Annotated in this window: 23 protein-coding genes; 12 read left to right on the top strand and 11 right to left on the bottom strand. The window is 41.6% G+C overall.

Annotated features, from left to right (window positions below; all coding sequences use genetic code 11):
- Nucleotides 1-178 precede the first annotated feature (178 nt).
- The 12 genes from A9Z07_RS00215 to A9Z07_RS00165 all read left to right on the top strand — a co-directional run bounded on the left by A9Z07_RS00215 (nt 179) and on the right by A9Z07_RS00165 (nt 14,174).
- Complete coding sequence (locus A9Z07_RS00215; protein WP_047428958.1) at nt 179-1,108, top strand: LysR family transcriptional regulator; 930 nt, start codon at nt 179-181, stop codon at nt 1,106-1,108.
- A 276-nt stretch (nt 1,109-1,384) separates the two neighbouring features.
- Nucleotides 1,385-2,695 (top strand): MFS transporter, encoded by a 1,311-nt coding sequence (locus A9Z07_RS00210; protein WP_069576094.1) that lies wholly within the window; start codon nt 1,385-1,387, stop codon nt 2,693-2,695.
- A gap of 86 nt (nt 2,696-2,781) precedes the next feature.
- Nucleotides 2,782-3,576 carry a substrate-binding domain-containing protein gene (locus A9Z07_RS00205; protein ID WP_069576091.1) on the top strand — a complete coding sequence of 265 codons (795 nt, stop codon included), beginning with the start codon at nt 2,782-2,784 and terminating at the stop codon, nt 3,574-3,576.
- Nucleotides 3,577-3,707: 131 nt separating this feature from the next.
- The gene (locus A9Z07_RS00200; RefSeq protein ID WP_069576089.1) at nt 3,708-4,637 is read left to right on the top strand and encodes a LysR family transcriptional regulator; all 930 of its coding nucleotides are present in this window, start codon (nt 3,708-3,710) and stop codon (nt 4,635-4,637) included.
- A gap of 103 nt (nt 4,638-4,740) precedes the next feature.
- Nucleotides 4,741-6,147: an FAD-dependent tricarballylate dehydrogenase TcuA gene (tcuA, locus tag A9Z07_RS00195; RefSeq protein WP_069576087.1), complete on the top strand. Its 1,407-nt coding sequence runs from the start codon at nt 4,741-4,743 to the stop codon at nt 6,145-6,147.
- Nucleotides 6,137-7,270: a tricarballylate utilization 4Fe-4S protein TcuB gene (tcuB, locus tag A9Z07_RS00190; RefSeq protein ID WP_069576085.1), complete on the top strand. Its 1,134-nt coding sequence runs from the start codon at nt 6,137-6,139 to the stop codon at nt 7,268-7,270. Before tcuA ends, tcuB begins: the two co-directional genes overlap by 11 nt.
- Before the next feature lie 552 nt (nt 7,271-7,822).
- The gene (locus A9Z07_RS00185) at nt 7,823-8,629 is read left to right on the top strand and encodes a metal-dependent hydrolase (RefSeq protein WP_227516920.1); all 807 of its coding nucleotides are present in this window, start codon (nt 7,823-7,825) and stop codon (nt 8,627-8,629) included.
- A 438-nt stretch (nt 8,630-9,067) separates the two neighbouring features.
- Entirely contained in the window at nt 9,068-11,725 is a 2,658-nt protein-coding gene (mutS, locus tag A9Z07_RS00180; protein ID WP_069576083.1) for a DNA mismatch repair protein MutS, read from the top strand.
- Nucleotides 11,726-11,862: 137 nt separating this feature from the next.
- Nucleotides 11,863-12,030, top strand: a complete 168-nt coding sequence (locus tag A9Z07_RS17840) for a hypothetical protein (RefSeq protein WP_004773598.1) — start codon at nt 11,863-11,865, stop codon at nt 12,028-12,030.
- 168 nt (nt 12,031-12,198) lie between these two features.
- On the top strand, nt 12,199-12,528 hold the full coding sequence (fdxA, locus tag A9Z07_RS00175) for a ferredoxin FdxA (protein WP_004652744.1): 330 nt from the start codon (nt 12,199-12,201) through the stop codon (nt 12,526-12,528).
- Between the two features lie 126 nt (nt 12,529-12,654).
- Nucleotides 12,655-13,368 carry a D-Ala-D-Ala carboxypeptidase family metallohydrolase gene (locus A9Z07_RS00170; RefSeq protein ID WP_032874297.1) on the top strand — a complete coding sequence of 238 codons (714 nt, stop codon included), beginning with the start codon at nt 12,655-12,657 and terminating at the stop codon, nt 13,366-13,368.
- Nucleotides 13,369-13,505: 137 nt separating this feature from the next.
- On the top strand, nt 13,506-14,174 hold the full coding sequence (locus tag A9Z07_RS00165; RefSeq protein ID WP_004773601.1) for an O-methyltransferase: 669 nt from the start codon (nt 13,506-13,508) through the stop codon (nt 14,172-14,174).
- 119 nt (nt 14,175-14,293) lie between these two features.
- Here the strand turns inward: A9Z07_RS00165 and A9Z07_RS00160 are convergent, their stop codons facing one another.
- The 11 genes from A9Z07_RS00160 to A9Z07_RS00110 all read right to left on the bottom strand — a co-directional run bounded on the left by A9Z07_RS00160 (nt 14,294) and on the right by A9Z07_RS00110 (nt 25,186).
- On the bottom strand, nt 14,294-15,136 hold the full coding sequence (locus A9Z07_RS00160; RefSeq protein ID WP_004773602.1) for a universal stress protein: 843 nt from the start codon (nt 15,134-15,136) through the stop codon (nt 14,294-14,296).
- 116 nt (nt 15,137-15,252) lie between these two features.
- Nucleotides 15,253-15,867: an acyltransferase gene (locus A9Z07_RS00155; protein ID WP_069576081.1), complete on the bottom strand. Its 615-nt coding sequence runs from the start codon at nt 15,865-15,867 to the stop codon at nt 15,253-15,255.
- A 74-nt stretch (nt 15,868-15,941) separates the two neighbouring features.
- The gene (locus A9Z07_RS00150) at nt 15,942-16,529 is read right to left on the bottom strand and encodes an IMPACT family protein (protein WP_069576079.1); all 588 of its coding nucleotides are present in this window, start codon (nt 16,527-16,529) and stop codon (nt 15,942-15,944) included.
- Nucleotides 16,530-16,623: 94 nt separating this feature from the next.
- Nucleotides 16,624-17,814, bottom strand: coding sequence for an HlyD family type I secretion periplasmic adaptor subunit (locus A9Z07_RS00145; protein ID WP_004773607.1), 1,191 nt, complete (start codon nt 17,812-17,814; stop codon nt 16,624-16,626).
- A gap of 24 nt (nt 17,815-17,838) precedes the next feature.
- Nucleotides 17,839-19,962 carry a type I secretion system permease/ATPase gene (locus A9Z07_RS00140; RefSeq protein ID WP_032810841.1) on the bottom strand — a complete coding sequence of 708 codons (2,124 nt, stop codon included), beginning with the start codon at nt 19,960-19,962 and terminating at the stop codon, nt 17,839-17,841.
- Nucleotides 19,962-21,452: a TolC family protein gene (locus A9Z07_RS00135; RefSeq protein ID WP_004773611.1), complete on the bottom strand. Its 1,491-nt coding sequence runs from the start codon at nt 21,450-21,452 to the stop codon at nt 19,962-19,964. Before A9Z07_RS00135 ends, A9Z07_RS00140 begins: the two co-directional genes overlap by 1 nt.
- Nucleotides 21,453-21,799: 347 nt before the next feature.
- Nucleotides 21,800-22,546, bottom strand: a complete 747-nt coding sequence (gene lptB, locus A9Z07_RS00130) for an LPS export ABC transporter ATP-binding protein (RefSeq protein ID WP_004773613.1) — start codon at nt 22,544-22,546, stop codon at nt 21,800-21,802.
- Nucleotides 22,546-23,094, bottom strand: coding sequence for a lipopolysaccharide transport periplasmic protein LptA (gene lptA / locus A9Z07_RS00125; protein ID WP_005258742.1), 549 nt, complete (start codon nt 23,092-23,094; stop codon nt 22,546-22,548). The genes lptB and lptA overlap by 1 nt, the downstream gene beginning before the upstream one ends.
- Complete coding sequence (lptC, locus tag A9Z07_RS00120; RefSeq protein WP_004773616.1) at nt 23,078-23,626, bottom strand: LPS export ABC transporter periplasmic protein LptC; 549 nt, start codon at nt 23,624-23,626, stop codon at nt 23,078-23,080. The genes lptA and lptC overlap by 17 nt, the downstream gene beginning before the upstream one ends.
- A 39-nt stretch (nt 23,627-23,665) precedes the next feature.
- Nucleotides 23,666-24,205 (bottom strand): KdsC family phosphatase, encoded by a 540-nt coding sequence (locus tag A9Z07_RS00115; protein ID WP_004773617.1) that lies wholly within the window; start codon nt 24,203-24,205, stop codon nt 23,666-23,668.
- Between the two features lie 3 nt (nt 24,206-24,208).
- On the bottom strand, nt 24,209-25,186 hold the full coding sequence (locus tag A9Z07_RS00110; RefSeq protein WP_004773618.1) for a KpsF/GutQ family sugar-phosphate isomerase: 978 nt from the start codon (nt 25,184-25,186) through the stop codon (nt 24,209-24,211).
- Between the last annotated feature and the right edge of the window lie 80 nt (nt 25,187-25,266).

Genomic DNA, 25,266 nt, shown 5'->3' with positions numbered 1-25,266 from the left:
AGTACAGAATGCTTTTATCTATTCTGCCATGACCTTAAAACAAGTAACTCGATTGCTTGTCATCCAACACTGTAAAGTCTTAATATAAATTTTTCCAATAACATTGATAACATCCATCATATTCATTAAATTGCGCTACTGAATAATCTGACATCTACATACAGAAGAATATATCTCCATGGAAATCAAACAAATAAAGTATTTTTCGATGGTTGTTGAAGCAGGCAGTATTGGTAAAGCTGCTCAAAAACTTGATGTCGGGCCGTCGGCAATTAGCCAGCAAATCAGTAAGTTAGAACAAGAATTAAGTATTCGTTTATTACAGCGTAATGCCTTTGGTGTGACACCGACCCCTGCGGGCTTGGCCTTTTTAAAACATTCTCAACTCATCTTGCGTCAAATTAACTTTGCGATTGATGCTGCTCATTCTGCTCGGCTTTCTGGTCATGTCAGCCTTGGTTTTCCACCAACAATCACCGCTTTAATTGGCATTCCTTTAATGAAATTAATGTCTGAACGTTATCCAGACATTCGTCTCGAAATTGTGGAAACATTGTCAGGAAATCTAATTCAGTCCATTAATTCGCGTCAGCTTGATATTGCCATTATTTTCACCAATGAAATTGATAAGCAATGGTCAATACAACCATTAGTACGTGAGCAAATGTATTTAATGGCACGCAAGGAAGTGCTGGAAAAATATGGTCTTTCTGAATGTATTAAAAGTGGAATTATTCAGTCTCAACAGATTGGAGATCTTCCATTAGTACTGCCACGTCAGCGCCATAGCTTAAGAAAACTGCTCGAACACAAGATAGGACAGCTCAATGTCGTCTATGAAATTGATGGCCTACACTTACTCATGGACAGCTTGATTCATCTTGATCTTGCAAGTGTTCGCCCTGGGAGTGCCTGCCTACAAGAATATAAACACCAGATTCAATTACTCAAACTGGTTGACCCCGAAGTAGAACGAATTAATTATTTAGTCAGCCTAGCTGAAGAAGAACTATCGCCAGCGGCACTTGCTGCAAAATCAGCGATTAAAGCATGCGTGAAAGAACTGATCCAAAATCAGATTTGGCCGTGTTCTGAAATTATTTTATAAAAGGTCATTAATTTTTTTAAATACCTCATTACTTTTGCCCTCTCACTCTCCTCTGCTTTTTGCGATTACATTTTCTTCCGAAAGATAAGTGGATTTCTATTTATCAAAATTTAGATGTGTAGTTTTAACTGGAAACAAGGCATCACATTTTCTGCAAAGGATAGCGCTAGATCTCATTTCCCATCCATTTCTATGAATGGTTGATTGATCCGATCTGTTTTTTCCAATATTGAAAATTGTGAATGTTTCCATTTTGCTAGGCCAAGGAGGTCTCTAATGGATATTACAAATAATCGCAGGGCTACTTTTAAAAAAATATTAAATGTAACAAGTGGCAACTTTTTAGAACAGTACGACTTTTTTCTTTTTGGCTTCTATGCCACTTATATCGCAGCAAAATTTTTCCACTCTGAAAATGAATATGTCTCTTTAATGATGACATTTACCGTATTTGCTGCGGGCTTTCTTATGCGTCCTCTCGGCGCTATTTTTTTAGGTGCTTATGTTGATAGAGTGGGACGTCGTAAAGGCTTAATCGTGACCTTAAGTCTGATGGCCATCGGAACGATTCTGATTACCTTTGTACCAGGTTATGAAACCATTGGTATTATTGCGCCAATTCTGGTGGTGATTGGTCGTCTATTACAAGGCTTCTCGGCAGGTGTTGAATCTGGCGGTGTATCGATTTATCTCGCTGAAATTGCAACAGATAAAAACCGTGGATTTATCACAAGCTGGCAATCTGGCAGCCAGCAAATTGCAGTTGTATTTGCGGCATTGCTGGGTTATTGGCTAAACACTATCTTAACGACTGCTCAAGTGGGTGAATGGGGCTGGCGTATTCCCTTCTTAATTGGCTGTTTGATTATTCCTTTAATCTTCTTATTCCGTCGTACTTTAGAGGAAACTGAAGACTTTAAAGCGCAAAAAACTCATCCATCGACTAAAGAAATTTTCAGCACGCTTGCGAGCAACTGGCGCATCGTACTTGCGGGCATGATGATGAGTGCCATGACCACAACCACGTTCTATTTCATTACGGTTTACACCACTGTGTATGCAAAACGTACTCTAGAAATGTCGGTAACGGATAGTCTTTTAGCAACCGTATTTGTGGGTTTATCAAATTTCTTCTGGTTACCAATGGGTGGTTTGCTTTCAGACAAAATCGGCCGTCGTCCAGTGTTAGTCGGCATTACAACCCTTGCCATCTTTACAACTTATCCAGTTTTAAGCTGGTTAGTCAGTGACATTAGTTTTACCAATCTGATTATCTCGCTTGCTTACTTCTCATTCTTCTTTGGTATGTACAACGGCACCATGGTTGCAACACTTGCCGAAGTGATGCCTAAACGAGTCCGTACAGTTGGTTTCTCTTTAGCATTTAGTCTTGCCGCCGCTATTTTCGGTGGTATGACTCCAATGGCCTGTACATTCCTGGTCGAACATACGGGTAATCCAAGTACCCCTGCTTTCTGGCTGATGCTCGCTGCGGTATGTAGCTTAGTCTCAAGCCTGTATTTATGTCGCAGTTCGAAACAGAAGAATGCAGACCCAATTGCTGAACCTGCGAAGGTTAGCGCTTAAAACAACAACTTAACCTGAAATTTTAATGAACAGTACGGCGTATGTTGTAGCCGTACTGTGCTCTCCTATCATTAAAGCGAGATACTATGAAAAATTCCCCTATCTTCATGACCATTTGCTTAGCTGGTGCAGGCTTAGGCTCAACCCTTGCTAACGCAGATACGCTCGAAGTGATTAGCTCAGGCGGTTTCTATTCATCTATGGAAAAACTCATTCCAATATTTGAAAAACAAACTGGCCATACTGTTCACCTTTCGTCTGGTTCATCAATGGGCGCATCACCAACTGCAATTCCAAATCGACTCGATCGTGGTGAACATTTTGATGTGGTGGTGTTGGCTGCTCCTGAACTGAACAAGCTTGCAGAAAAAGGTTATGTAGACCCAAGTTCACAAAGTGCTTTAGTGAACTCAAGTATTGGCATGGCTGTACCTAAGGGTGCGCCAAAACCAGACATTAGCTCTGCGGCAAAATTCGAAAAAGTTCTATTAAATGCTAAGCACATCGGCTATTCGGCAAGTGCGAGCGGTACACATCTTGAAAAAGATGTTTTTCCAAGCTTTCCACCTGTCGAGTACAAAGTGATTGCTGGTAAAGCAGAAAAAGTGGTCGGTGACCGTGTTGCAAAACGTATTGCTGAAGGTCAGTTTGATATTGGTTTCCAGCAAATTAGTGAAATCAAACCTTTTGCCGGTCAATATGGTCAAGTTGATTTAGTCGGTCCAATTCCTGCGCCTTATCAAAAAGTCACTGTATTTGCAGCTGGCATTGGTAAAAACTCTGAACATGAAAAAGTCGCAAAAGAACTCATCAAATTTGTGAAGTCACCACAAGCAACACAAATTATTGAAGAACAGGGTCTAGAGCAGGTTAAACAATAAAAGCTCTAAAAGGCAGCGTCTTGAGGTGATGTTGCCTTTACTCTGTTGGTGGTTTACTTAGCGCAATAGAGCAAAATGAATAGCAATAAACCAGTGTAGAATAACCAATAAAGGTCAATATAGTATTTGCCGTGGAACTCAAACAATTAAAGTATTTTATTGCGGTCATCGAGTCAGGAAGCTTGGGTAAAGCTGCAAAAAATCTCGATATTGGAACTTCTGCATTAAGTCAGCAAATCTCAAAATTAGAAAGCGAGCTTTCTATTCGCCTTTTACAACGTACTGCTTTAGGTACGGTTCCCACCCCTGCGGGTTTAGCTTTTTTTCAACAAGTTCAACTGGCGCTTAGGCACCTAGACCATGCCGTAGACTCTGCACACTCTTCACGTTTAAGTGGTCATGTCACTGTCGGTTTTTCCCCAAGTGTCGCATCGGTTATTGGCACGCACTTTTTAAAACTCATGAGAAACCGTTATCCCGACATTAAAGTCCGTTTAATTGAAGGTTTATCGGGTGACTTAAAAGCTTTAGTTAATGCAAGGCAGCTCGATGTTGCCATCATCTTTAGTGACGATGTCGACCCACAGTGGGCCATACAACCTTTAGTCAAAGAACAGATGTTTTTAATCTCGCCTAAAGAAGTGCTGAGTCAGTACCACCTTGAAAGCTGTATAGACACTCAAACGATTGCCCATTCACAGCTAAAAGAACTTCCGCTAATTTTACCGAGCCAACGACATGGGCTGCGTTTGTTGCTCGAACAGAAAATTCATCAGCTTAAAGTGGCCTATGAAATTGATGGACTGCACTTGCTAATGGAAAGCATTAGCCAACTCGAAATGGCAACCATCCAACCTGCGGGTGCATCGTTAAACTCGCGGCAAGACCTATGTTTACTGCGCATTGTAGAACCTGCTATTGAACGCATTAACTATTTGATTAGTCTCTCCGAAGAAGAACTCTCACCTGCAACTTTAGCCACCAAAGTGGTGATTCGTGCTTGTGTCACCAACCTGATTAATGAAAAGCGTTGGCCCGGTGCGAAACTCATAAACACTTAAGCCTTTAGTCTTTATTTTTACTAAATACCCATTCAAGCTTAGCCTCTCACTGCATCTTCCCTTTTAAAGCTACATTAGCCTTAGCTGAGAAAGGGAGAAATCCATGCATGATGTGATTGTAATTGGTGGTGGGAATGCCGCACTGTGTGCCGCGCTCACGGCAAAAGAAAGTGGCGCGTCTGTGCTTGTCATAGAAGCAGCACCTAAAGAATGGCGTGGTGGTAACTCACAACACACTCGTAACCTCCGTTGCATGCATGATGCTCCTCAAGATGTATTAGTCGATGCCTACCCAGAAGAAGAATATTGGCAAGACCTGCTTAAAGTCACTGCCGGAAAAACCAATGAGCACTTAGCTCGTCTCGTCATACGTAGCACGGCGACTTGCCGCGACTGGATGCGTAAACATGGCGTGAATTTTCAGCTGCCCCTATCGGGAGCTTTACATGTTGCACGTACCAATGCCTTTTTTATGGGTGGCGGTAAAGCCCTCATTAATGCGTATTACCGAAGTGCTCAAGAGCTTGGCATTGAGATTTTATACGACACAAAAATTAAAGATCTAAAGTTAAACCAAGGACATTTTGAAGCTGCAATTGCGGAAGATGGTCGTGTGTTTAAAGCGAAAAGCTGTGTATTGGCCTCAGGTGGTTTTGAATCAAATCTGGAATGGTTAAGAGAAGCATGGGGGCAAAATGAAAACGGCGAATGGCCTGCCGATAATTTCATTATTCGCGGAACCCGCTTTAATCAAGGCAACTTACTCAAATTTATGATCGATCAAGGCGCCGATATTATTGGTGATCCATCACAATCGCACTGCGTGGCTGTAGATGCACGCGCACCGTTATATGACGGTGGCATCTGCACCCGTATTGACTGCGTTTCACTGGGAATTGTGGTCAATAACAAAGCGGAACGTTTTTACGATGAAGGCGAAGACTTCTGGCCAAAACGCTATGCCATTTGGGGCCGTCTTGTTGCCAAACAGCCGCAGCAAATTGCCTATTCGATTATTGACTCAAAAGCGATTGGGCGCTTTATGCCACCTGTATTTGCAGGCGTAAAAGCAAATAGTATTCAAGAACTGGCTGAAAAAATAGGGTTAGATGCAAAGACCTTATGCCATACCGTAGAAGAATTTAACCAAGCCTGCGTACAAGGCACCTTTAACCATACCATTTTAGATGACTGCACTACCCAAGATATTGTTCCCAACAAAACCCATTGGGCCGTTCCTCTCGATCGCCCTCCCTTCTATGCCTATGCGCTTAAACCCGGCATTACCTTTACCTATTTAGGCTTAAAAGTCGAAGATGATGCTGCGGTCCGTTTTAACGATAAAGCCAGCCGCAACCTGTTTGTCGCTGGTGAAATGATGGCAGGTAACGTACTCGGTCAGGGTTATACCGCAGGCGTTGGTATGTCGATTGGCACAACCTTTGGACGCATTGCCGGAAAAAATGCAGCCCACTATGCACTTTCACAAGGAGTTGAACATGAATGCTAGTACTAAAGCCCTAATTCCAGTTGTTCAGCTCTCTGACCATGAGCAGGAAGTTCAAAGAGCCCTACAGATTTGTAATGCTTGTCGTTACTGTGAGTCGTTTTGTGCTGTATTTGCGGCGATGACCAAGCGTCTTGAGTTTAATCAAGCCGATATTCATTACCTCGCAAACCTGTGCCATAACTGTGGTGCGTGTTTACATGCTTGCCAATATGCCCCGCCACATGAGTTTGGTGTAAACATTCCAAAAGCAATGGCGCAAGTACGTTTGGAAACTTACCAAGAATTTGCGACCCCTCAACCGCTAGGCCGACTTTATAAATCGGTGGGCATTCCTTTTGTTTCAGCGTTATCACTCATTTTCTTTTTATGCATGTTAGCTGTGGTCTGGTACAAAGGCACCGACCTGTTTGCAGGCTATCAAGGTAACTTCTATGCAATTTTCCCGCATAACTTTTTAGCTCTACTTTTTGGAGCAACCTTTACAGTTGCGATTGTTTTGCTCGGCATTGGAATTAGTAAATTTTGGAGACAGACGTCTAAAGTTATTCACGGCAAAGTAGAAAAACCCGACCTAGTTCAAGCTACCCAAAATGTGTTAACGCTTAAATATTTAGATGGTGGACATGGCAAAGGCTGTAATGAACAAGATGACCGTTATACACAAATCCGCCGCGTGTTCCATCACCTCACCTTTTATGGCTTTATGCTTTGCTTTGCAGCCACAGGCGTAGCGACTTTATATCACTATTTCCTTAACCTACATGCGCCTTACCCTATCTTTAGCTTGCCTGTTATTTTAGGCACTTTAGGTGGACTTGGCTTAGTGATTGGACCATCTGGCTTGCTCTATTTAAACCTTAAACGCCATCCATTACATGGTGACCGTGAGCAAAAACCTGTAGATCGAGGCTTTATTTTCCTTTTAATTTTAGTCAGTGCTTCAGGCTTAGCCCTCATGGCATTTCGCAATACACCTTACATGGCACTTTTACTGATTTTCCATTTAGCTACAGTCATGACCTTCTTCATTACCATGCCATTTGGAAAGTTCGCACACGGTTTTTACCGCAGTGCTTCTTTACTCAAATTTGCCATCGAAGAACGTATTTCGAAAGGCCGATAAAAGATCATTCCCAATATTTTTAGCATAGCCCTATGAATATACCCCCATATTCCATAAAAAAATAAGGGTATCTAAAAAGGATCATTGATAATTTTTGGATAAAAAAAGCCACATCTGGAGAATGTGGCTAAAGTATTGCTTTGCTTGCTACGGTTATACCGTAGTTTTAGATTAGAGCGATTAGCTTAATTTAAACTGAATAAATAACTTGTTTGAAGCTGATAATACGCAATCATACAGAACCAGCAAAAGTAGTATTGTTCTATTCATCTTGATCTAGTCGGGATAACCTCTTCATGCAAACTCCCCCTTATATAACCACTTATACAAATAACTAACTTAATCATATAGATAATAATAAATAAGTTCTTCGGTTAGCTGTAAGTATGGTTTTCTATATCGTATATTATACAGTTTAAAGAAAAACATATTGATTATTTATTAGCTCAAACAAACTCAAAATAATTAACAAAATATGCCTTATGTTGCTATCTCGACCAACACTCTGATTTTATCTAGATAAGATTTTTCTTGTTCAGTTTATATACGTTTATGAAAAATGCCACTCTTTATAAAACAGACGAAATAGTCTCCAGAACGAATTTAGAGTTCCACTTTGATCAAGTACCTAAATATTGGTTTGGAGAAGATCCCTTTAAAACTCGTTTTTTTGATGCTTTGGGGTTATCTTTTCCCGACGGAGAGAAATTTTTCATACAAAGCGTTAAAGCTTTTAGAGATAAAGTCACAGATCCTAAGCTGCTCACTGATATCTCCGTCTTTATCAAACAAGAAGCCCAGCATGGCATTATTCATAACTTAATGAATGAAAATCTCAAGAAACAAAATATTCCAGTTAAGCGTCTGATGGGCGTGCTTAAAAACTCATTAAATTATAATAAATCTCTAGAATTCAATTTAGCAGTTACAGTTGCATATGAACATGTTACAGCCCTACTCGCCCAATGTTTATTTGAAGATAGACAAGTTTTTGCTGAGGCGGATCCACGTATGCAAGCGCTATGGATTTGGCACTCTATAGAAGAAATGGAGCATCGAGAAGTTGCTTTCAATGTCATGAAACAAGTGGGCAATGTTGATGAAGAGATGAGAGTCATCGCCTTTCGCAAAACTTTTTCTCTTATTTTTGATTCAGCACTTGGAGTAGCAAATATTATGTTACGTTGCGATGGTTTTAATCACAATGAAAGAAAACTGATGTTGGATAAAGGAAAGGATTGGCTTTTTGGCCCGAAAGGTATTATGACCACAAAAATGCCATTAATTTTAGATAGTTTAAAAGAAGACTTTCATCCTAGCCACTCTACCCACTTATTAATCATTACAATGTATGGGTGAAAGCCATTGAAGAAACGAATGACCCAATTTATGCGGCAAATAAATTTTGGGAAGGGGGTTTAAAATAGATTCTTATTAAAAAAACGAATGAACTTACATTTATTGATATTAGTATCAATCCTCTCATTTCAATAACGTCAAAGCGAAAGATCATCAAACCTGTAATTAACTGTTGTACAAGCTGACAAAGCAACTTCTTTTGTTGCTTATTTCTTCATTTCTCCAAGCAATCCTTTTTGTGAATTTCTATGGATTTGTTAAGATGAACCACGTGCAAATTTAACTGCACCGCATATGCCACTGACTTAATGTGACATAAAAAAGCTATACTTTTTTATCTAATTCAGTCAGATTTGCACAGAATTATGAGGATGGATAACATCGTTAATCCTCCAGATCAGATTTATCTAAATATTAAGTTTCAAGGATTTAGTACGAATGAACAGCGCTGAAATCATGGCTGACTTATCCAACCATACACCAATGATGCAGCAATACCTTAAAGTCAAAACTGACTATCAACATGCTTTGCTGTTCTATCGTATGGGCGATTTTTACGAGCTTTTTTTTGAAGATGCTCATTTAGCGGCCAAATTACTCGGCATTACACTGACCCATCGTGGTAAAGCCAGCGGTCAACCGATTCCAATGGCTGGCGTGCCTTATCATGCAGCCGAAGGTTATCTCGCACGTTTAGTCAAAGCTGGACGTACTGTTGCGATCTGCGAGCAAGTCGGTGAAGTTACAGGAAAAGGGCCTGTTGAGCGTAAAGTCGTTCGTATTTTGACGCCTGGAACATTAACAGATGATGCACTGCTTGGCAGTTATCAATCTTCAAATCTGGTTGCGCTTTGCATTCAGCAAAATCAAATCGGTTTGGCCTTGCTTGATCTCAGTGCAGGTATTTTCAAAGTCCAGCAACAAGACTATAAGCCAGAGCAACTGGCAATCGAACTGGCACGTCTAATGCCAAGCGAAATCCTGATTGATGAAGATCTGATTGATAAAAATATTATTGAGCAAATCAAAAAGAATCTGGACTGCCCGATTACCAAGCGCCCAAATGTCGACTTTAATTTAAATAATGCCCAAAAGACGTTATGTGACCAATTTTCAGTTTCGACCTTATCTGGCTTTGGTTTAGATCCATTACCACTTGCCAGAGCTGCCGCTGCTGCGCTGATTCATTACGCTAAAGAAACCCAAAAAACGGCATTACCCCATATCCGTTCAATTCAGATTGAGCAAAGTACTGACTTTATTGCGCTTGATCCGATTACGCGCCGCAACTTAGAGATCATTGAACCTCTATTTGAACATGGTACTTCGCTGTTTCAACTCATCAATGATTGCCAAACGGCGATGGGCGGACGTTTGCTGAGCCGAACGCTGATGCAACCGATCCGTGACACAGCCATTCTCGATGCACGTCTTGATGCGACTGAACAGTTATTAAAAGGTTTCCATGAAGCGCCTGTTCGTTTGGTATTAAAAGAAATTGGTGATATTGAACGTGTGCTCAGCCGTGTTGCTTTAGGCAGTGCTCGTCCCCGTGATCTGGTACAACTCCGTCATGCCTGTGCACAGATTCCGTTCTTACGTCATGCCTTAGCGCCTGTATTAAAAACCCAGCAATCTAAATTACTTACACAGCTTGACCAAGAGCTGGGCGACTTTAAGAGCCTCCATCAGCACTTAATGGCTGCGATTGTTGAAAGCCCACCTGTACTTCTTCGTGATGGCAATGTAATTGCAGAAGGCTATGACGAAGAACTGGATGAATTACGCAAAATTCGTGATCATGCGGGTCAGTTCCTGATTGATTTAGAGATTAAAGAACGTGAGCGTACAGGAATCAACACCCTGAAAATCGGTTATAACCGCGTCAGCGGCTATTATATCGAATTAACACGTGCACAAGCTGAACAGGCGCCTGCCGATTATATTCGTCGCCAAACCCTAAAAAATGCTGAACGATATATTACGCCAGAACTCAAAGGCTTTGAAGATAAAGTGCTTTCGAGTGAGTCACGCGCCCTCGCCCGTGAAAAACTTTTATTTGAATCGTTGTTAGATGAATTGCGTCAGAATATTGCGCATTTACAAATGATGAGTGCGGCGATTGCACATATCGATGTACTGGCAAACTTTGCCCATCAAGCGCGATTAAATAGTTGGGCAAGACCAGAATTTACCGCTGAAACCTGCATCAAGATTCAGGCTGGTCGTCATCCTGTGGTAGAAGCGTTAAATAAAGCACCATTTACGCCGAATGATACCTTCCTTGATCCACAGCACCGTATGGCAATTATTACGGGCCCGAACATGGGCGGTAAATCAACCTTTATGCGTCAGACGGCGCTTATTAGTTTGCTTGCCTATTGTGGTAGCTTTGTCCCAGCCAAAGCTGCAAAGCTGGGTTCGATTGACCGTATCTTTACCCGTATTGGTTCTGCAGATGATTTATCGACAGGTAAATCAACCTTTATGGTTGAAATGACCGAAACCTCGCAGATTCTTCATCACGCAACCAGTCAGTCTTTAGTACTGATGGATGAAGTTGGTCGTGGAACCAGTACCTACGATGGTCTTTCTCTGGCTTGGGCCTGTGTGGTTGATTTAACCAAACGCGTAAAATGTTTGTGTCTGTTTGCGACTCACTATTTTGAGCTGACTGAACTGGGTAGCGAAGCAGGCATTGATAACTACCATGTCACCGCACAAGAACTAAATGGCAATTTGATTTTGCTACATAAAGTTCAACATGGCCCCGCAAGCCAAAGTCACGGTTTACAGGTTGCGAAACTGGCAGGTATTCCTGCAAGTGTGATTAAGGAAGCCCAAAAGCGACTAAAAATTCTGGAAAAGCAGCAGCATCAACATTTACCAAATAGTGTGCAGAATGACTTATTCAGTGCCGTTGAGCATGAAATCGAAACCCAAGTTATTGAAAAAGTAATTGAGGTTGAAGCAAAATCACCTGCATTAGAGTTGTTACAAAACATTGATGTTGATGACCTGACGCCACGTCAAGCGCTTGAACAGCTTTATCAACTCAAAGCTTTATTTAAGACCAGTCAGACACTTGAGAATTAATCCACCGATCAATAAGCTCTATCCTTTGAGGTAGAGCTTATTTACATAGCGCTTGCGTAATCTAACAATTGCTCACCCACCATTTTTAAGGTTCATGTTATTCCTAACCTAGAAAATTATTCTGTGGAGGAAATACCATGTCTCGTGGCGATAAATCTGCATATACAGCAAAACAGAAACGACAAGCCAAGCATATTGAAGAAAGTGAACTGGAACAAGGTCGCTCTCAGGAAGATGCTGAACGTATTGCTTGGGCAACGGTGAATAAGCAAGATGGTGGTGGTCTCAAGAAAAAGCACAAATAAGCAAATTGCGGCTGTAGTTGAGACTTATTATCAACAAAAGTCATATAAATAAGTCCATTTCATTGATACGAATAATAAATATCAATAAAAGGAATTGTTTCTATCGGTATTTTTTGCCTAAAATACGCTATGCAAAATGAAAACCATATTTTTTAGGTAGCTGCCGCCATGACCTTTGTTGTCACCGAAAATTGTATTAAATGTAAATATCAAGATTGTGTTGAAGTTTGTCCAGTAGACTGCTTCTACGAAGGTCCAAACTTCCTTGTGATCAATCCAGATGAATGTATTGACTGCGCACTATGTGAACCAGAGTGTCCAGCAAATGCAATTTTCTCGGAAGATGAGTTACCAGAAGGCCAAGAAGTCTTTATCGAACTCAATGCTGAATTGTCTGAAAAATGGGCTGGCAATAACATCACTCAAATTGGTGAGCAACCTGCTGACCGTGAAGAGTGGAATGGCAAGCCAGACAAGCTGCAATATTTAGAAAAATAATTGAAAAAGGCCAGTTTTACTGGTCTTTTTTATACTTTAATCACACATTTCTTTGCAATTACCTCATTATTCATACGCCATTTTGCATTAAAATAATACGCCTATCGATTATGAACTGCGCTTTTTATGATTCGAAATAAATTACAGGGTCTATTATCATTATTTGCCATCCCTGTGATGATGGTAGGTTGTACAAGTTCAACCACAAAAGTAAATCAAAACCAAGGTAAAAGAATTTACATTCCTCAAGAACAAGTTACTTTAACCCGCCCTGTTCCAAATAAAGTCGAACCTGCTTCCTATCGCCGATGGCTCGGTCAAGGCGATAATTATGCACGCGTTCGCGAATACGAGCAGTATCTTGCCCGTAATAATGTTGCCCATATTGTTCCAAGTTTTGAGTTGCTGCGTACTGCACGAGACTGGCAAAAATGTGGCCGTTCAGAATATATGGTGCCTAATCGTGAGTTATGGGGAAATGCCCTGCCAACCTTACGTGTCTTTAAATATCTGGTCGCAGCAAAAGTTTTAACGGATTTTGAAGTTACCTCGGTTTATCGAGATCTGCCTTTGAACCAATGTGCTGGTGGTGCGGGCTCTTCAAAACATCTATTTAACTCGGCCATTGATTTCCGTATTGGCCCTGAATACCCACAGCCACAAGATTATGCCTTTATCGAACAGACCAAATTCAAGTTATGCCAGTTCTGGGCACAGCATGGACAAAGTCTGGATATAGGCGTTGGTTTATATAGTTCTGGACAGATTCATATTGATACGCAAGGCTATCGTACTTGGGGTCCTGACCTGACCCGCAATAGCTCGATGTGTAATTTCTAAAAATCCCTCGGCAACTTAAAAAGAGATCAAATTGATCTCTTTTTTGTTTCATTACACAGGATTAATTGAGCAATCAAATTGCACTCTGATCATAAACGTTTAAAATGCAGCTAACAGATTCATAGGTAAACTTGATTATGCAACAGATGTGGACCGACATTGATGACTATATCAATTCACATTTAATTCCCACAGACCCAAGACTTCAACATGCATTAGATAATACCGATACTCAGGGATTTTCTAATCATTTGGCTGTTGCGCCTAATCAAGGCATGTTTTTGCAGATGCTGATCCAGATGAACCAATGCAAACGTGTATTGGAACTGGGAACTTTTGGTGCTTACAGCACTATTTGGCTTGCAAAAGCGCTGCCAGAAGATGGTTATCTACTCACCGTTGAAGGACGTGATACCCATGTCATCATTGCGCAGGAAAATATTGATTTTGCCAATATGCCAACCACCATCGAACTAAAAAAAGGGCGTGGTGCAGATATCATGAACCAGCTGATTGCAGAAGGCAGTGAGCCATTTGATTTCATTTTCATTGATGCGGATAAGCAAAGTTATCCTGAGTATTTTGAGCTAAGTTTAAAACTTGCTCATTCAGGTACCATTATCGTGCTTGATAATGTGATTCGTGCAGGAGATATTCTGGATGAAAATAACAAGAAGCCAAGTATTGAAGGGATTCGTGAAGCATTCACGGCGTTAAAAGACCATCCGCAACTGTTATCTTGCACAGCATTACAAACCGTAGGCTCAAAAGGTCATGATGGCTTTGCAATTGCCATCGTAAAATAGAGATTAAAAAACAACCTATTTAATTTAGTTGTGCAATATCAACAAATTATATTTATCTCTAATGCTTTTCCATACAGTTATCCACAGGAATTGCGGATAACTATATGGAAAGAAATGAATCACTTAGCAACAAGCAAAGGTACATTGGCATTACGGAAGATCGTGGTGGTGATACTACCCAAGAAGAACTGATGAATTTTACTGTGGCTAAATGCCCCTAATACAATCAGCTGAATATCATGTTCCCTTTGATATTCAAGAATATTTTGCGCGACATCACCATAACGGTACACGGATACCACTTCCAATCCAGCATCGGTTAAGTACTTCTCTGGTTCAGCCAGCATTTCAGGATGATCACCAACGTAGAGCAAGTGGCATTGCAAGAGTTTCAACAGGTCACTTTTTGCAATACGTTGCAGCATTTTCTGGCAGGTTGGTGAATATTCATAGGCAAAGATAAAACGTTTCGGTGGCTGGAAATGCTCGCCTACCGTAATAACAGTACAGTTTGCACCACGAATGAAGTTTTCAACATTGCTACCAATCGGTTTGTTTTTCTCGGCAGCACGCTCACCCACCCGACCAATAATCACAATATCGTTTTCATCGAGAAGATTAAAACTTTGCTCAAGAAAATCACCTTTTTCCTGAATCTTGGTGCTGGTTAAGCCATACTGTTTTTCGATAAGCTCAGAGATATGTTTAAGCAAATTATTACTATAATCCAGTGCAAGCTCACTTTGCTTTTGTTCTAGCTCAGCCAGCTCTTTGAGCAGCATGGCATTACTTTCAAAGCCAATCACACCGCTGATTTCACCTAAATGATAACTCGCTGGGTAATAGTCCAGAATTTGCAATAGTACCAATTCTCTTTGTGTCTGTTTGGCCACCCACACAGCCGCCTCAGCCACAGCATCAATGCAGGGTGAAGAATCAATACATGCAATTACACGGTTCATTTTTCGCCTCTCTTTAGGTAATACCTTAGGTCTTCTACTTATTTTTAACTTATCACAGATAAAAGCGAGGAAGGTTAAATTTATGTATCGAATCTCATAAGCTTTTTAATAAACCTTTACTCATTACGATAACGAATTATTTTTGCTGGATTCCCTGCCACGATTGCATAATCGTCTACATCTTTGGTTACCATACTGTTCATGCCCACAACTGCATGATCTCCAATTTTAATACCATCCTTGATCCCCACATACGCGCCGAGCCAGACATCGCGTCCCACTTCAATTCCTTTAGAGCTAACAGGTTGCTGATAGATAGCACGATCCATTTCCATACCATGATCGAAGGCATATAAATGACTATAAGCCGCGATTCTGACTTGGTCATTTAATTTGATCCCTGTACGCCCCCCATCCAGAATACAGTGATGGTTAATCGCAACTTCATTGCCAATTTCTAACGGGCCATGCAAGGTGCAATCTGCGGCGATAAAGGTATTATCTCCAATCGAAATCTTACGACCACGTTCTGCAAAAATATGTGCCAATGGAGAAATGAAACAGTTCTTGCCGATTTCCACCGTTTCCATGTCCATTAAATAGGCCTGATATTCAGCTTGCCATGCTTCTGCCCATTCACGATGTTTTGGCTTGAGTGTCCAATATAACCAAGGCATATAATTAAGGCGCTGCTTATGCTGCTCACGATATTTCAGTAAAGGATCATTCATCTTCTTGCTCCTCAATGACCTTCAGCACTTCACGCCCTGAGAGGCATTGCCCCGCAAGAGAGGACAGATACATTTCAGTCATCACATACATGTAATTTCTCACGTCCTCTACTCACATCTTGCAGCTTAAGTCTTAAAGGCTCAATCTGATGCACTTGCAGTCGGGCCTGAACCGTAACACCAGTATCGGTATAACTTTCCTGATATTCAATCTGTTGCTGCATCAACTCATACTGCATAATGGCCCATTCATTGAACAAGCATGCAAACTGGATTTCTTTTTTTTCAATCAGTTCAATTTTTTCTGCTAACAATAAGCACTGACCTGCGCAACCGCCATAGGCACGTACCAAACCACCCGTACCCAATTTAATACCGCCATACCAACGATTGACCAGTACAATAACGTTGGTCAGTTCATTACCTTCAATAGTCGCAAGAATGGGTCGACCTGCCGTGCCTGAAGGTTCGCCATCATCATTAAAACGGACATGATGTCCAATTTTCCATGCCCAGCATTGATGCGTGGTTGAAGTATCTTTGTATTGCTCGAGAAAATCTTTAACATGCTGTTCATTTTCAACAACAGCCGCAATCGCTTGGAAACGACTTTTTTTAATGTCTTCTTCAAAAGTTACCGTACTGGCAATGGTAAATGGCATAAAAAACAAGATAAAAACTGAAAAACAGATTATAGCCGCTTAACTGACAAATAAAAAACCTCGCCTGAAGCGAGGTTTTCTCAATCAGCACAACTTAGCGTTCGCGTAATGCTTCTTTGGCTTTATTAAACGGTTTAAGCAGGTAATCCATAATAGTTTTTTGACCTGTACGAATATCCACTGTCGCCACCATACCCGGGGTAATACTGAATGCCTTACCCGCCTTGTTATAGAGGCGATCCGAATCGGTACGGATATAAACACGATAATAGAACTGATCCTGCTTCACTTCATCACGAATGGTATCTGGAGAAATCACTGTTACTTTCCCATCCAGACCGCCATAGATCGAATAATCATAGGCCGTAATTTTCACCAAGGCCTCTTGTCCCGGACGAATAAAAGCAATATCTCGCGGAGAAATACGAGCTTCAATCAACAGTTTATCTTCCAGTGGGACAATGGTCATCAATTTACCATTTTGCGGAATCACCCCACCTAAAGTCGTGACATCAATTTCTTTGACCACACCACGTACTGGCGCTTTAAATACCGCACGTTGTAAGCTATCAGCACGTCCATTCACCACTTGTTGTTGTGTCTGGATATCAGTATTGGCTTTGGAAAGCTCTTCTCGCGCTTTGACATAATATTCGTTACGCGTGTCATTGATCTTATTATTCAAGTCATTGGCTTCACGTTTTAAGCGCAATACTTCAACTTCACTCGCTGCACCTTTTGCCACTAATGGCTCAGTCATGGCAAGCTCTTGTCGCACTAACTTGGCAGCCTGTTCATAACCTGCGATGGATTGCTCCAGATTCTCACGGCGCGAATAATAAAGTGCGGTTTCCTCTTGAACCAGCTTAGGACTTTTCTTAACTTCCTCAGGAAAAGTCAGTGGCGTGCCATTTACTTCCGCACGTAAACGCGCTGCGGTTGCCTGTGCCGAAATCAGTAAAGACTGCGACTCCCCCACATTCGAAGCCAAACGTGTCGGATCAAGTTGAGCAAGGATCTGCCCCTTTTCCACCACATCACCTTCATTCACATCAAGCTTGGTTAAAATACCACCCTCAAGTGACTGAATGATCTGCTCTTTTGAAGATGGAATAACTTTACCCGTCCCCGTAGAAACTTCTTCTAAATTAAACAACCATGCCCAGATCAAGAGTACAAGTAAACCAATCCCAATCATCCAAACAACGAGTGTCGAACGAGGTAACTTAGGTTCCTTGTAAGTTACATTCATCGGACGGCTACTCGTTTTTTGTTCTTCACTCATAAATTTGCCTCTATTCTCTAAGTATTAAACTATTTTTTGTTTTATTGCTGATTGTTGTAAGACTTGTTCCACTGGCCCATCCATCACGATCTTGCCTTCATTCATGACAATAATCCGGTCAACCAATTCCAGTACAGCACGACGGTGGGTCGCCACCACTAAAGTTCGATAACCGAGCCAGTTTCTTAAATGGTCAATAAGCTGCTTCTCGGCGACATCATCAATGGCTGCCGTTGGCTCATCAAGCAACAGAATGTTCGGTTGACGGATTAACAGACGTGCGAGTAATAAAGCTTGTCGTTGGCCCCCAGAAAAACCGACTCCACCTTCTAAAACCAGATGATCAAGCCCTTCTTTCTTCTCATGCACAAAGCTCAATGCACCCGTCACTTTCAGTGCTTTTAGAATGTCTTCATCGCGTGCGAGTGGTGCGCCTAAAGTCAGGTTTTCACGGATCGTGCCATAGAATAGATGTGCATTCTGATTGAGTAAGCCCATGTCACGGCGTACATCAGACGGATCAATCAGGCTAATATCCAGATCATCTAAATGAACCGAACCTGCATTCGGAAATTGCATGGCAGATAAAATCTGGAGCAGTGTTGATTTGCCTGCACCATTACGCCCAAGAATGGCAATACGTTCACCAGCACGAATCTTCAAATGTGGAATAGACAAACTTGGACGAGGATCATCTTCGGAATATTGGAATACAACTTTTTTAAGCTCGTAGTCGCCATGTAGCACTTCTTTATGAACCAGATGAGCCTGATCTGCCTGATCAACAGGCTTTTTCATTAACTCATCCAGACCTTTTTTAGCCACTTTGGCCTGTTGTAAACGTCCGAGAATCCCTGTGATTTGCGAAATGGGAGCCAGCATACGAGAAGACAAAATCGAACATGCCACCAATGCACCCGTGGTCATATCACCTTTCATCACCGCAAAACAGCCCACCAGAATTACCGCGGCATAGGTTAGACCCTGAATCTTTTGTGTCCATGCCGTGAGCACACCAACAATTTTACGTTGTTGCATACTAATATCGGCAGACACTTCATTCATGTGGTTCCACTGGTTCTGGAAACGTGACTCCGCACGTAATAGCTTGATATCTTCAATCCCTTGTACGGCTTCGACCAGAATCGCATTACGAATTGAGGATTCGCGCATCCCTTCTTGTGCCAGTTGAGCCAGTTTCTTTTGTGCCAAGATCGCAGGCAAAATCATTAAAGGCACAACAAGTAGCATAACCCAAAATAAATTTCCGCCAATCAGCGCAAAGATAATCAGGAATAAGAAGAAAAAAGGTAAATCTGCAATCGCGCCCATTGTGGTCGAAGTGACCAGCTCACGTACGCCTTCCAGCTCCCGAATTTGAGAAATAAAAGTACCGGTAGATTTAGAACGTTCACTATTTTTGATACGTAGTGCATGACCAAATACACGATCTGACACTCTTAAATCGGCACGCTTTCCAATAATATCTGAAATGTAAATACGCGAAAGACGCAGTACAAATTCGAAAATCGCAGCGATTAATACACCGGCTGCCAATACCCAAAGCGTCGGAATGGATTGTGAAGGTACCACCCGATCATACACCTGCATCGAGAAAATAATGGTCGCCAATGCCAGAATGTTGGCAATCATCGATGCCAGCATAATGTCGATATAACGCTTCCAGTCTTGCAGAGCGATGGACCAGAACCAGCTTGGTTGATAAGGTTTGATATATTCATCAACACGCGCATCAGGCACCGACTGTTCAGGACGCAGTACATAGACATTTTTAATGATGTGTCTTAGCGCACCCACCGCAAATTTTTGCGAAAGTCCCTGATCACCACTCAATTGAATACTGACATGGCCAGTACCATCAGCCTTATCGATAACACCTACCTGTCCATCAGCCAATTCGACTAATACAGGTAAACGCCAAGGGTTGATCACTTCATTGGTGAAAGCAACTTTGCGTAAATTCAGACCAATCTGGCGGCTAATCAGCACCAGAACCTCATCCAGATTCTGGTTTTGATTCCAGTCCAGTTGTAAGCGAATCCGTTCTTCAGATGGTTCAATTCGGTAATGCTTGGCGATGGTTAATATTGCTTGTAACCAGGGCTGATAATTTATTTTTGTAGTAATCATGGTTGTACCTCAAACCCTTGTATATTTAAATTATTGAGGTCATAGGCCTGACGAGAACGTCCTGTCGCAGCAATATATTGCGCAATGCTACTGTAAATATCATAACGTGCTGTTTCAGCCTCTGAGTTCGCACTATGAATCGCTTGTTCTGCATTTAACAAATCGACTAAAGTTCGTGTTCCCAACTTATATTGTTCTTGATAAAGCTCTCTTGTACGTATTGTTGTTGCTTGTTGTCCCGCCAATACCTGCATCTGACGTTGTTTATTTTCAATTTGTTCACGGCTGGTTCTGATCTGATCCAGCACTTTTAGATAAACCGCATTGACCTGTGCTCTTGCTGCCTCTTCAGCATAACTTGCGGCCTTGGTTCTTGAGGAAGTTGCTCCCCCTTGGTAGAACTGGCTGCTGGCTTCGAGCATGATCGCACTATCAAAGCCACCCTCTTTATCATTACCCGGGTTGCGTCCGTGTAAAGCCTGACTCAGTTCTCCTTTTACAGATAGTGTCGGATAATTACTCACTTGTGTCTGTAATTTTTGATTACGTGCAACTTCAATACCCGCCTGTGCAGCGATCATTTGCGGAATGGTGTTGAATTGTGGTGTTGCGTATAAATCTGATTGTTTTACAAAATCTTCAGGAATCGCCCATTTCACATTGCGGGTATCAAAACCAAGCAATGTATAAAGATGTTGCTGATACTGACTGAGTAAAGATTGCTGGGCAATCATCGCTGACTGTGCTGATTGTAAATACGATTGCGCTTGGATCGGGTCAGCCTGACTACTGATTCCAGCATTTGCTCGCAGATTCGCCATTTCCTGAATCCGTCTGATCCCTGCGATCTGCTGATTTGCAATCTGAATAAGAGTTTGATAACGCTGAATATTGATAATTGTTTGCGCAACATCTAGTGAAATATCATCAATTTTCACCAGCACATTGGCTTGCCCAACAACAACCTTGGCCTTTTCTACATTAACGCCAGATTTAACCTTGCCGAAATCATAAAGCATCTGGGTTGCACTTAAAGTCAGTAATTGCTGACCGCGAGTACTTTTCTTACCTAAGTCTCCCGTGCTGACACCGCCACCAATCTGTGGGTAATAGCCCGATTTTGCAACATCGATATTGGCATTTTGTGAAGCCAATGCTGCGATTCCTTGAGAGATATCAGGATTACGTTGTACCGCAACCTGCACTGCATCTTTCAATACTTTACGTTGATTCTGCCAAAATGCATTTGCGACTGCCGTCTCTTGCGGACGCCCTGATCCAACAACAGGCAAATCACTGCCTAATGATGAATCGACCGAGAAGTTACTCAGCTTTTGCATCTGGGCAACTTTAAATTCATCACTACTTTGCGGAACAAACAGCCGTGACAGATTATTCTTTAAAGTGTGATATTGTTCACTTGGTGTTGTTGCATGTGTCATTGGCACAGATAGCGTTGCTACATAAAGTAACCACTTAAAATCCATACTTCTTTTCCATGATCCATTATTCACTTTTATATCTTTCTTTAAGTTCATATTTTTTCGTATTGTTATCATTTCAGCATTTTCATTTTAATCATTTTTTTACATAAAACACTATGTTCTAAACACGTTTTCACACATTTATAAGTGTTTATTTTTGTAAAACAGTTCTCATTTTTATAAAATATGCCAAACTAATTAAAAAAATAAAATAAATATTTATCAGCAAATTACAGCAAAATCCCCAATATTTCCGAGCAGAAGCGTTGGTATTCAGGATTTTCACTTAAAAAACTGCCATAAAAAAAGAACCTTTCGGCTCTTTCTTCAAATACAGAATGCATTCGGTATTAAACGACGAAATCGTCACCTAAATACACTTTACGCACCTGCTCATTATCCAGAATTTCTTGTGGAGTACCCTCAGCAATCACGGATCCTTCACTGACGATATAAGCTTTTTCACAAATCGCTAAAGTTTCACGCACGTTATGATCGGTAATGAGTACACCAATACCACGATCTTTGAGCGTCTGGATAATATCTTTAATATCACCGACTGAAATCGGGTCAACCCCGGCAAAAGGCTCATCCAGCAGCATAAATTTCGGATCAGCAGCCAAAGCGCGCGCAATCTCAGCACGGCGGCGTTCACCACCAGATACACTCATACCCAATGAATCTTTAATATGGGTAATTTTAAAATCACTTAATAACTCATTCAAACGTTGCTGGCGCTGCTGTTTGTTCAAGTCCTTACGCGTTTCTAAAATCGCCATAATATTTTCAGAAATCGTTAACTTTCTAAAAATCGAAGCTTCTTGGGGTAAATAGCCAATCCCTTTACGCGCACGTTCATGCATCGCAAGATCAGACATATCGAGATCATCTAAATGAATCTCGCCTTTATCCATACGAACAAGACCAACAACCATATAAAAGCTAGTGGTTTTCCCTGCACCATTCGGGCCAAGCAGACCAACGATTTGTCCACTTTGCATAGTAAAAGAAACATCTTTTACCACCCAACGTTTACTATAGTTTTTAGCTAAATGCTTAATACATAAAGTCTGTGGTTGTTGCACTGCCTGTTCCATTAATCACGCGCCCCTGGGAAGCTTTTAGAGCTTGATGGTGGAATAATGATTTGTACACGATTGCTCGAAGAACCTTGAGCCTCGACATCACCTTTATTCATACTATATTTCAGGCTATTACCACGAATGCTTGAACCATCCTGATACAGGTAAGCATTACCTGTTAGCGTGATAATCCCAGTATCTGCGTTATATACGATATTTTGAGCTTCGCCACGTGCCAGACCTTTATTGGCATCCATTTGTTGCTGGAACTTCGCAGGTCGCCCCTTTGCCGTAATGGTCTGGATTTCTTTACGGCTATTTAAGTTTGCAACCAGTGAGTCTGCTTGCAATTTCATAGTGCCCTGCTCAATCACGACATTACCGGTATAGGTCGTTACACCCGATTTATCATTATAGGTTGCACGATCAGCAACCAGAGAAAGCTGTTGATTGCGGTCTGACGGCAAGGCAAAGCTCGTGCTTGCAGATAACGCAACCACAGCGACACAGCCGGCTTGTTTAAGGAAAGTTAGACGAGATTTAGAATTAAGAGCTTGGCGCATACTTTCCTCGAATTTTGTAAAATTCATATTGACCATTATTCATATTAGCCTTTAGACCTTGACTCACAAACTCAGCAGTTGGCGATTGAACCGTGACCTGATGTTGTGTTTCGAGTTCTCTTGTTTTTGGGTAACCTGTGAGCTCATCGGTATGAAACTCCATTTTACCCTGATCGGACAATTTCGTCGCAACAACATTACCAAGCAAGACAACTTTAGTGTTGTCATCATAGCCATTTGCCTGTTTTGCGTAAAAGGTTGCGTCTGCTTTGCCCTGTTTGTACATCACTGCATTCAGTTGATCCAGCTGAGAGGTTTTAAGTTGCATATTTTGCTGCAACTGCTTCACTTCAGCACGAATATATAAATTACCCTTCTCATCAGTTTGTGTTAAGTGAACACCCTGTGCGGAATAAGTCATATTCTTGGCTGAATCAACATCCAGCTTTTTTGCCTTGCCACTGTAATAATAATAGCCACCGCTCACCGCAGCGACTGCAACAGCAACAACATATAAAACTTTGGTATCCATAAACTGGGTTACCTAACCTTTGAGCAAATCAACACTATATTAATGTGGTACAGCAAGATATTTTTCAAGCAGTTCTTGGTAAACACCTTTTGCCATCAACAACATATCACAGACTTCTCGAACAGCTCCGCGGCCGCCCATCGCCTGAGTCACCAGATTGGCACGGCGGCGGACTTCTTCATGACCATTTGGAACAGTCACTTTCATCCCAGCAATTGCAAATGCAGATAAATCTGGCCAGTCATCACCCATATAGATACAGTCTTCAGGCAATAGACCGAGTTGGGCGCAAGCTTCACGTAAAGCTGTTCCCTTATCTTCACGCCCTTGATACACCAGATCAACACCGAGATCAGACATTCGTTTTTCAACGATATGACTTTTTCGGCCCGTGATAATAATCACTTTCATACCCGCTTGCTGGACTAATTTCATGCCCAGACCATCACGGATATCAAATGATTTAATTTCATCACCCGAGTTAGTTAATGTAACAAAGCCATCGCTTAAGATTCCATCCACATCAAGCACGAGTGCCTGTAAATGACGTGCTTGTTCTTGTAAAGCATAAGATGCCATGGCTTAATTTACTCCCGCCTGAATAAGGTCATGCATACTGATCACACCAATCACTTTTTTCGCGTCATCCACCACAACAAACTGATTAATTTTTCTCTCATGCATTTTTTCTAATGCTTCGACCGCACGGGCTTCTTGAGAAATCGTTAACGGATTTTTGGTCATCACTTCAGAAACTGCCAGATTGACATCAAAACCTTGTTGCTGGTCAATCATTCGACGTAAGTCACCATCGGTGAAAATACCCAATAACGTATCATTGTCATCAACAATCGTGGTTAAACCAAGACGCTTATCAGAAATTTCATATAACACCTTATTCATTGGTGTATCTGGACGTACTTTTGGTAATTCAGAACCTGTATGCATGAGATGCTTCACATGCAACAGTAAACGTTTACCCAATGCACCTGCTGGGTGTGAACGCGCAAAATCATCTGCCGTAAAGCCGCGTGCTTCCAATAATGCAACCGCTAGAGCATCACCGAGAACCAGCGTAGCTGTTGTACTTGATGTTGGTGCCAAGCCTAAAGGACATGCTTCGTCAGCTGCGCCCAGTGTTAATGCAACATCTGCATTTTGTGGCATTGGACCTTTATCATCACGGCTAATCGTGATTAATGGCACGCCTAAATGCTTGATCAGTGGCATCAACATCATAATTTCATCACTCTTGCCCGAGTTTGAAATCGCAATAAGTACATCACCACGCACCAACATGCCCAGATCGCCATGACCCGCTTCACCTGGGTGCATAAAAAATGAAGGTGTACCTGTCGATGCGAAGGTTGCCGCCATTTTACGACCGATATGACCCGATTTCCCCATACCGGTAATCACAACACGCCCTTGGCATTGCAGCAATATTTCACAGGCACGATCAAAATGTTCATTAATTTGTGTTGCAAGTACTTCAATCGCTTGCTGTTCAATACGCAGAGTTTCTATTGCGCTTTTCTGGAAATTTATGGCTTGTGACATATGAGCTTGACTCAAAATAATACTCTATCTACCTATTGGCAGATGATTTTAATCAAAAGAATGAGGGCGATTCTAACATA

It is taken from the genome of Acinetobacter sp. YK3, from assembly GCF_001729365.1.
GTDB lineage: Bacteria > Pseudomonadota > Gammaproteobacteria > Pseudomonadales > Moraxellaceae > Acinetobacter > Acinetobacter vivianii.
This window is presented reverse-complemented; position numbering and strand designations above follow the sequence as displayed.